Below are 8,130 nucleotides of genomic sequence, written 5' to 3'. Positions count from 1 at the left end.
CTGAATTTACTCAAAACGAATGATGACAGTAAAAGGCGAATCAAACAGCGCATAGTGGCCGCCGCAGCGGACGACGAATATCGTTCAAAGATTCTTCTTTCTGGGTGATTATTACTAGGGAGCCCTGGTGTTTGATGTTAAGAATGTGCCTACGGCTATACATTGATGAGAGTTTGTCCTCCTCGGCTGGACAGGGTTTGCCCTAAAGCATTGTATGTTTGGTCGTTATTTTGTGCGCCGAAGAGCATTTGTGTGATGCGCACGGCACGATGTTTTCTGTGGCTGGCCATTCTGGCACACACGAGCGTGTTGGTTTGGCATGTTTTGGCCTGCGTCTTGATTTTTTTCCATAGCGGTAAAGCATCGCTGTATTTCGCAAGGGTATTTTCCCACGATTGTTTACGTGATGCGTATTTTTTGTCTTCGTTGTGTTTCAGCCATTTCTCCCTTTGCGTCTCATGTTCGGTGAGGGCAGTGAGGAGTTGTTGTTTTTGTGCGATAAGGGCTGGGTACTCGTTATTCACACAAGCAGTATTCTTTTTCAGTAAACTATTTTCTTGCTCAATGATCTCGTTGAGGTGCGACAAGGTATTGAGCTCGTCGTTCAAGAGGGTGATCAGAGTGTGGTCTGAGCGGCAAAGATTGTCCGTTTTTGTGGGGTGTGATGCCACGAAATACCTCCAGAGGGTTGAAATAATGGCGAAATCCAAGCATTGGCAACCAGTGTAAGACCAATACCGGGTCTTAAGCAGAATTGATGCCAAAGCCAGAAAGAGTGAGTGAAGTTAGGAAAGTGGTGAAGTTAAAAAGATAATGAAAGGACGTGCTTCTGCGAAATGGCGGCAGAGTCATGATGACTTTGCCGCTTTATTTAGGGTTTATAAGTTAAGATAGTCGAGGCGAAAGAAATAACAGGCCTTGGGTTAGTGGGCGTTGTTAGGCAAACAGGTCATCCTGTTCCAAAAACCGCTCTGCAATGCGCTCAGCGTTGATTTGAAAACTGCCGCTTTCAATTGCACCTCGAAGTGCGGCAACGCGATCATTATCCACTTCATCGCTGGCAGCAATGTTTTGCTCTAATTCTGCGAGTCTCGTAGCGGCTGCGCTGATTGACACTTGTCCTTCAGTAGAGCGAGCGGCTGGTGATTCCGCTGAGGTGCGATTGTTGTCGCTGTTTTGCTCGGCCGTTCTGGCGCGGTTGTTATTGGCGCTGTTGGCTGAGCTGGTGTTGTTCAAGCCATCAATAACCATAGTCTTTTCCACTCGTTTGTGCCGATACGTTTCTCGGCGGTATTAAGTCGTCTGCTGGGGTTTCATACCAGCAATTTTAATATCAGTACTCAAGCTATCGGCAGTTGACGAACAAACTTTAGTACAAGGTTAAAAAATGTGAGGCTAGTCACACAGATTGATGTCTTCTTTACTGTTATGCAAAAAGTGTAGCTGATTCTTCATATTTATTCTGCCTTAGATCTTAGTTGATTGTTCTTAGGTAGATCGTTGTTTCACCTGACTTGCCACTTTATCTGAGCTGTCAACTTATCTGAGCTGTCACTTGATCTGAATGGTCACTTCACCAGGCCCAGTAACTTCAGCGCGAACGACACGATCACTGTTCTCATTACGAACGCGAATTTTATCTCCAGTGCGACCGTTGGAGAGGGCTGTGCCATTAGCAACGACGCTGACTTGCTGCGATATTGCAGTAATGGCAACAGTGTCTCCGCGATCGATTACTTGAGGCGGGATGAGAAGAGTTTCTCTCAGTGGCTCTCCAAGGCGCAGTGGTCTTCGTAACTCCATACCAATGGCGCTGTCTGTATTGAGCAGAAATCCTTTTCCCAGCCTTGAGACGTCTCGTTTTTGTAATTCCAAGTCTTCTTGTCGCAAGGCATTGCCTTTGGCAAGAGGAGAGGTTGCGACAACCACGTTGTGAAAAAGCGCAACGGAGGAGGTGATGTACACACTCCAAGGTGTTTGGCTTTCACATCGTACTTGTGAGGTGATTCTGCTGGTGGCTCTGGTTGACAATATTTTGACAGATATCGGTTGCTCACACCGGACCAGTTTTAAGCGAGGATCTGGTGGGTTGACCTTGATGTCAATGTCATCGTATTGCTGCAGCTGTTCGAAGTGATCTTGCACTGTATCGGCCACCAGAGCGGTTAGATCGTTTAAATTTTCATAGAGTGTCTCTTTTCTTGTGCTGCTTTTATTTAATTTCTCATTTGAATAGTCAGTAACTGAATGGTCAGTAACTGAATAGTCAGCAGCGTGCGAAGAGTGAGGTGTCAAAAATACACTCATTGCGCTCATGAACAATAAAAAGAGTAATAGCATGAGTATTGATACGGGCAGTGACTGAGAGGTGATACTCTTTTCACTGGAATGTCGGGTTTTTGTCTGTAAGAAAACTCCGATAATGACAGGAGTAACTTTGTGCAAAATAAGACGCATCGCGGTTTTTGTCCTATGCTCAACAGTGAATGATGCCAGTAGGCGCTTGTTCGGCAATAGTCATGGATTTCTGTAGAAAATCATCCTAAAGCTTTGCAAATAATCGCCGAATTACTGTCACTGAGACGGTCAAAGCAATCTTTGTGCCTAGCATTTGAGGATCTGTTTTGCCGAGACACGTACTCATATTAAGCGAGAGGAGTCTATGGCTGGCGTTTTAGACAGCGTAAATCAGCGAACACAGTTGGTGGGGCAGAATCGCCTTGAGCTGCTGCTGTTTCGATTAAAGGGGCAGCAGCTTTACGGCATCAATGTCTTTAAAGTAAAAGAGGTGTTGCAGTGTCCTCCCCTCAATGAAATTCCAAACCGCAACCCAGTGGTGAGAGGGGTGGCGCACATTCGTGGTGGTACGATTTCCATCATGGATTTGAATCAGGCCATTGGCCGGGCACCGTTGGATAATATTTCTGAGTGTTTTGTAATCATTACCGAATACAATCGATCTACCCAAGGGTTTTTAGTCGGAGCGGTTGAGCGTATCGTGAATATGAACTGGGAAGATATCCATCCGCCTCCCAAGGGTGCCGGTAAAGAGAATTACCTGACAGCGGTCACCGAGATTGAAGGTAAATTGGTTGAGATCATTGATGTTGAAAAGATCTTGGCTGAAATCAATCCGCTTTCTGAAGAGGTCAGTGCCGGTGTGATTGAAGATGGCATTGCCGAGCGGGTGGTGAAAAAGCATATTCTTATTGCGGATGACTCAGCCATTGCAAGAAAACAGGTTTCTCGTGTTATTGAGCAAATGGGCATTGCCACTACCTTAATGAAAGATGGCCGCGAGGCATTGGAATACCTTCAGGGGTTGGTGAAACAAGGGAAAAATGTCTCGGATGAGTTGATTTTAATCATTTCAGATATTGAGATGCCAGAAATGGATGGCTATACCTTTACCGCCGAAGTCAGGAATACGCCAGAGTTGAAAGGATTATACATTATTCTTCATACGTCGTTGAGTGGTGTGTTCAATGAAGCCATGGTGAAAAAAGTGGGAGCCAACGACTTTTTGGCGAAGTTTAACCCAGACGACCTTGCTCGCCGTGTGAATGAACAAGTGATTCGTATGACGGGTGAAAGTATGTTGGAGGATCAAGGAGAGTAGGTGGGAATCATTAATTTCCCTTCCAAAACACATGGAAGTGTTACCGTTGTATGTACGATTACGTTATGATTCACACTCAATTTACCCATCTCTCGCCTGAGAGCGATGGTGTATGTTTTACGATTTTCTCTATTTTTACACGATACCAGAATGTTCAAAGAAACCTTCGGTTTAAAAACTGACGTATTGCTGCGGGTATAAGATCCAAAATGGTGTTTGACTCATCTCGTGGCTCTGATGCCGCCAGCGACTTTAAATATTTTCGTGATTTTCTCGAAGAGGTCAGTGGTATTTCATTGGCCGATAACAAACAATATTTAGTCACAACGCGTATTCGTCGCATCATGCAAGACAATAATCTCACTTCGGTGAGATCAATGGTGGATATGATGCGTAGCCGCTCCAATCATTCGTTACGTGATGCCATTGTTGATGCAATGACCACCAACGAAACCTTTTGGTTTCGTGACAGTTACCCTTTTCAATATTTAACCAATACGTTGCTGCCAGAATTGAGTCGCACCACAACGGGCTCATTGCGTATTTGGTCGGCGGCCTGTTCGTCTGGGCAAGAGCCGTATTCTTTAAGTATGGCTTTGGATGAATATGAGCGTTTGAAATCCATGGGGGTAAGGAAGAACGTTGAGATTGTCGCGACGGATTTATCTCCCTCGATGTTGGAGCGTTGCAAGCAGGGTCGGTACGATCGGCTGGAAATTGTACGTGGCTTAAGCCCAGAACGATTGAAACAATATTTTAAAGAGGTGGACGGCGGTGAATGGCAGTTGATTGACACTATTCGGCGACGTGTGCAGTTTCGTTCGCTCAACTTGATGGAAAGCTACGGTTCGTTAGGCAAATTTCATATTATTTTTTGTCGAAACGTCTTGATTTATTTTACCCCAGATCTCAAGCGCGATATTTTGCAGCGTTTGCACGGCGCCTTGCAACCCGGTGGTATTTTATTTCTTGGCGCATCCGAAGGGTTGGCAGGCACGACAGGTCTGTTTGAAATGGTGCAATGCAAGCCCGGTATTGCTTACCGAGCGATTTAGCCACTAGCTGACTGAGGTGGCTCCGTCAGTAAAGGGTGTTCTATCGGCGTTGTGGGTTTCGATATGCGGTTGTGTGATGTCTTGTGTTCTGGGTACAGGGTAATCATGACTAGGCGAGGCTCGGATAAAAATGCCGCCGGCCCCAGTGAGCCAATATTGTGAGTCACGGTGAAAAAGGATTCCAATTGACCGTTAATTTCAATGGGGATTCGAAAACTCGTCATCGGCTCTACCTTCGAGGCAATTTGTTGCCAATTTTTAGGGACACAGGGGTAGAGGGCAAAACGTTCAATGGCTTTTTGCAGTTGAACATCGCCATTAAAAATGGCTTCCTGTTGAAGGCTCATTAAAATGAGAGAAGGGGCATTTTCCCATCCGGTCATATCGTGTTGACCAAATAAATAGCGAAAAATTAAGTCGTAATAATTCTTCACTGCTAATAAGTCCGTCTCCCCCAGCATATCTTGAAAAAATGCCACCCAGCCTCGGTTAACCATTAACAAATTTCCACACGAATCCATCAATGCACTGGGGTTAGGGTCTTGGGCGTTGAGTGAGAGTGACATAGCTTTGCGGAGCCACTTGTAATCGGGTGCGTAAAAATCCACAGCCTGTGTGTCAGGAGTGAAACCAGCCGCGATCATTAAATGGCTGCGATCACGCTGACCCATTGACATTACGTCGGCAATGGCTTCCACCATCGCTTTACTGGGGCTGGCTTTGCCGTTTTCCAAAAAGCTGATATGGCGTGTGGATGCGTCCAGTTCCAGTGCCAACTCCTCTTGGCTGAGGCGATGAACTCCACGCCAAAATTTCAGTAATTTGCCAAAAACGGGGCGTTCTATGGGGGCGTCTTTTGGGGTAGGCATAGGAGGCAATCAGTGTGTATTTTTAGGATTGTGTAAGACTTTACGTCTGAAGTAATGGCCGATTTGACGATGAGCGGTAATAGTAGATGACATACTCATAATCCAAAAAGAACAAAAAATCCAAAAAGAACAAAAATCGACATAGACAAAACCCAAACACCCTAGTGCAAATAGGCGTATCCATGTTCTTAAATACGGTGTTTTTACATACCAGTTTTTACATACGATACGTTAACACACGGTGACTTCAAAGGAGAACGCCATGGTGGCCCCACTGCTGAGTGAACGTGATCTAGAATTTTTACTTTATGAATTGTTTGATGCTGAGGCCATGACTCAGCGAGCGCGTTACTGTGATCATAATCGTGAAACGTTCAATGCGGCATTGCAAACCGCGCGAACGGTAGCGGAGAAATTTTTTCTGCCCATCCGTCAAAAAGTAGACAGTGAACAACCCACCTTTGATGGTAAGGCGGTGCATATGATTCCAGAAATCAAAACCGCCGTGGATGCGGTTATTGAGTCTGGTTTGGCTTCTTGCACGGCAGATTATGGACTTGGCGGTATGCAGTTACCGGAAGTTGTGGCCAATGCCGTCAGTGCGTATTTATCCGCAGCCGGAAGCACTACCCTTGGGTACACCAGTTTGACTAACGCCAACGCGAACTTGATTTCGGCCCACGGTACCGCTGAGCAAATTGAAAAATGGGTGGTGCCCATGCGCGATGGCCGTTTTGCCGGCACCATGGCCATGACGGAGCCTGGCGCAGGCTCTGGGCTGGCGGATTTAACCACCTCGGCGGTTAAAGATGAGAACGGGCATTATCGCATTAGCGGCAGTAAAATTTTTATCTCTGGTGGTGATCATGAGCTCAATGACAATATCGTGCACTTGGTGCTTGCACGTGTGAAAGGTGCGCCTCAGGGCGTGAAAGGCATTTCTCTTTTTATCGTGCCGAAGTTTCTCGTCAATGATGATGGTTCCCTTGGTGAAAAGAACGATGTGGCGCTGGCGGGCTTGTTCCACAAAATGGGGGGGCGAGGGCATACCTCTACGGCCTTGAGCTTTGGCGAGCGTGACGGCGCTATTGGCTATTTGGTAGGGGAAGAAAATAAAGGCTTGAGTTACATGTTCCACATGATGAACGAAGCTCGCATTTTGGTCGGCACCATGGGGGCGGTGACGGCTTTGACGGGTTACCAATATTCCCTTGATTACGCCAAAGAGCGCCCGCAAGGCCGTTTACTGGCGGAAAAAGACCCTTCCAGCCCCCCAGTAAGCATTATTCAGCACGGTGATGTACGCCGTATGCTGTTGGCTCAAAAGGCCTACGCAGAAGGTGCCTATGCGTTGTGCTTGTTGGGAGCCCAGCTATCCGATGATGAAAAAACCGCAGAGACGGAAGCAGAGCGTAAAGCGGCGCATACTCTGCTGGATTTCCTAACCCCCATCATTAAATCTTGGCCATCCGAGTATGGGCCGAAAGCCAATGATTTGGCGATTCAAGTATTGGGTGGCCATGGTTATATTAACGAGCACCCGGTTGAAATGTTTTATCGAGATAACCGGCTTAACCCCATTCATGAAGGCACGACGGGCATTCAATCTTTGGACTTGTTGGGTCGTAAGGTGCCGATGAATCAATTTGCGGGGTATCAAGCTTGCCTTAGCGCGATGGAAGAAACCATTGCCATTGCGAAGCAGTCTGAGGCGTTAGCCGGTTTTGCCGACGATTTATCCACGTCCATTACTACGTTGAAAACCACTACGGAAACCGTTTTGGCGGCCACCCAATCGATGACGGTCGATGCTGCTTTTTGTAACTCTGTGAGTTATCTCAATTTATTTGGCCATGTGGTGGTGGCGTGGATTTGGTTAAAACAAGGTGTGGTGGCCGATGCGGCCTTATCATCGTCGCCTCACAAAAGCGATGAAGATTTTTATAAAGGTAAGCTTCAAGCGATGGCCTTTTTCTTCCGTCACGAGTTGCCGCTAACGCACCATTGGGCGACGATTATCAGCGATTTAGATACTACCCATTTTGATATGCAGGAAGCGTGGTTTTAATGAAAAAAGTCAGTCGAGACGTTTTATTTGATCACATTGGCCGGTCGTTGGAGTCATCAGAGTGGTTTACGGTAACGCAATCTCAAATTGATCAATTTGCAGAATGTACTTTAGATCATCAGTTTATTCATACAGACCCTGACAAGGCCAAAGAGACCCCCTTTGGTTCGACCATTGCGCACGGTTTTTTAAGCTTATCCATGTTGTCGCATTTTGCAGAAAGTTTTAATTTAATGTTGGAAGAGACCACTATGGGGGTGAACTACGGCTTTGAGAAAGTCCGTTTTATTGCGCCGGTAAAGGTGAATAGTCGAATTCGTGCTCATGCACGATTAAAAAATGTGGTTGAAAAAAATCCTGGTCAGTTTTTAATGACGACAGAAGTGGAAATTGAAATCGAAGGCTGTGATAAACCTGCATTAAAAGCCGAGTGGCTGGGTATGCAGGTGACGAATGTTTAAATACAACAGTTTAAAAACAATCGTTTAAAAACAGTTTAAAACAACAGAAGAATTCATG

The 8,130-nt window shown here is 46.1% G+C and carries 8 protein-coding genes; 4 read left to right on the top strand and 4 right to left on the bottom strand.

What is annotated here, in order from left to right:
* Positions 1-155: 155 nt before the first annotated feature.
* The 3 genes from LU351_RS19095 to flgA form a co-directional block, all read right to left on the bottom strand.
* On the bottom strand, positions 156-671 hold the full coding sequence (locus tag LU351_RS19095) for a flagella synthesis protein FlgN (protein WP_232595701.1): 516 nt from the start codon (positions 669-671) through the stop codon (positions 156-158).
* Positions 672-936: 265 nt separating this feature from the next.
* Entirely contained in the window at positions 937-1,251 is a 315-nt protein-coding gene (gene flgM / locus LU351_RS19090; RefSeq protein WP_232595700.1) for a flagellar biosynthesis anti-sigma factor FlgM, read from the bottom strand.
* Positions 1,252-1,551: 300 nt separating this feature from the next.
* The gene (gene flgA / locus LU351_RS19085) at positions 1,552-2,307 is read right to left on the bottom strand and encodes a flagellar basal body P-ring formation chaperone FlgA (protein WP_232595699.1); all 756 of its coding nucleotides are present in this window, start codon (positions 2,305-2,307) and stop codon (positions 1,552-1,554) included.
* A gap of 355 nt (positions 2,308-2,662) precedes the next feature.
* On the opposite strand from flgA, the gene LU351_RS19080 reads away from it, so the two are divergent.
* The gene (locus tag LU351_RS19080) at positions 2,663-3,619 is read left to right on the top strand and encodes a chemotaxis protein CheV (protein WP_232595698.1); all 957 of its coding nucleotides are present in this window, start codon (positions 2,663-2,665) and stop codon (positions 3,617-3,619) included.
* A gap of 209 nt (positions 3,620-3,828) precedes the next feature.
* The gene (locus LU351_RS19075) at positions 3,829-4,674 is read left to right on the top strand and encodes a CheR family methyltransferase (protein WP_232595697.1); all 846 of its coding nucleotides are present in this window, start codon (positions 3,829-3,831) and stop codon (positions 4,672-4,674) included.
* On the opposite strand, the gene LU351_RS19070 is transcribed toward LU351_RS19075, so the two are convergent.
* On the bottom strand, positions 4,671-5,543 hold the full coding sequence (locus tag LU351_RS19070; protein WP_232595696.1) for a helix-turn-helix domain-containing protein: 873 nt from the start codon (positions 5,541-5,543) through the stop codon (positions 4,671-4,673). The genes LU351_RS19075 and LU351_RS19070 overlap by 4 nt on opposite strands.
* Positions 5,544-5,805: 262 nt before the next feature.
* On the opposite strand from LU351_RS19070, the gene LU351_RS19065 reads away from it, so the two are divergent.
* Both LU351_RS19065 and LU351_RS19060 read left to right on the top strand, forming a co-directional pair.
* Positions 5,806-7,611 (top strand): acyl-CoA dehydrogenase, encoded by a 1,806-nt coding sequence (locus tag LU351_RS19065; protein ID WP_232595695.1) that lies wholly within the window; start codon positions 5,806-5,808, stop codon positions 7,609-7,611.
* Positions 7,611-8,072, top strand: coding sequence for a MaoC family dehydratase (locus tag LU351_RS19060; protein WP_232595694.1), 462 nt, complete (start codon positions 7,611-7,613; stop codon positions 8,070-8,072). Before LU351_RS19065 ends, LU351_RS19060 begins: the two co-directional genes overlap by 1 nt.
* Positions 8,073-8,130 lie beyond the last annotated feature (58 nt).

Origin of the sequence: Marinibactrum halimedae (assembly GCF_021234875.1) — a bacterium.
GTDB classification, from domain to species: Bacteria; Pseudomonadota; Gammaproteobacteria; order Pseudomonadales; family Cellvibrionaceae; genus Marinibactrum; species Marinibactrum halimedae.
The sequence above is the reverse complement of the archived record's forward strand: the minus strand, read 5'-3'. Positions and strand labels throughout refer to the sequence as shown.

What these genes read in the sequence shown, in the direction of transcription:
- LU351_RS19060 (WP_232595694.1), top strand. Translation starts at nt 7,611, where the DNA reads ATGAAAAAAGTCAGTCGAGACGTTTTATTTGATCACATTGGCCGGTCG.
- LU351_RS19070 (WP_232595696.1), bottom strand. Translation starts at nt 5,543, where the DNA reads ATGCCTACCCCAAAAGACGCCCCCATAGAACGCCCCGTTTTTGGCAAA.
- LU351_RS19080 (WP_232595698.1), top strand. Translation starts at nt 2,663, where the DNA reads ATGGCTGGCGTTTTAGACAGCGTAAATCAGCGAACACAGTTGGTGGGG.
- flgM (WP_232595700.1), bottom strand. Translation starts at nt 1,251, where the DNA reads ATGGTTATTGATGGCTTGAACAACACCAGCTCAGCCAACAGCGCCAAT.
- flgA (WP_232595699.1), bottom strand. Translation starts at nt 2,307, where the DNA reads ATGAGTGTATTTTTGACACCTCACTCTTCGCACGCTGCTGACTATTCA.
- LU351_RS19075 (WP_232595697.1), top strand. Translation starts at nt 3,829, where the DNA reads ATGGTGTTTGACTCATCTCGTGGCTCTGATGCCGCCAGCGACTTTAAA.
- LU351_RS19065 (WP_232595695.1), top strand. Translation starts at nt 5,806, where the DNA reads ATGGTGGCCCCACTGCTGAGTGAACGTGATCTAGAATTTTTACTTTAT.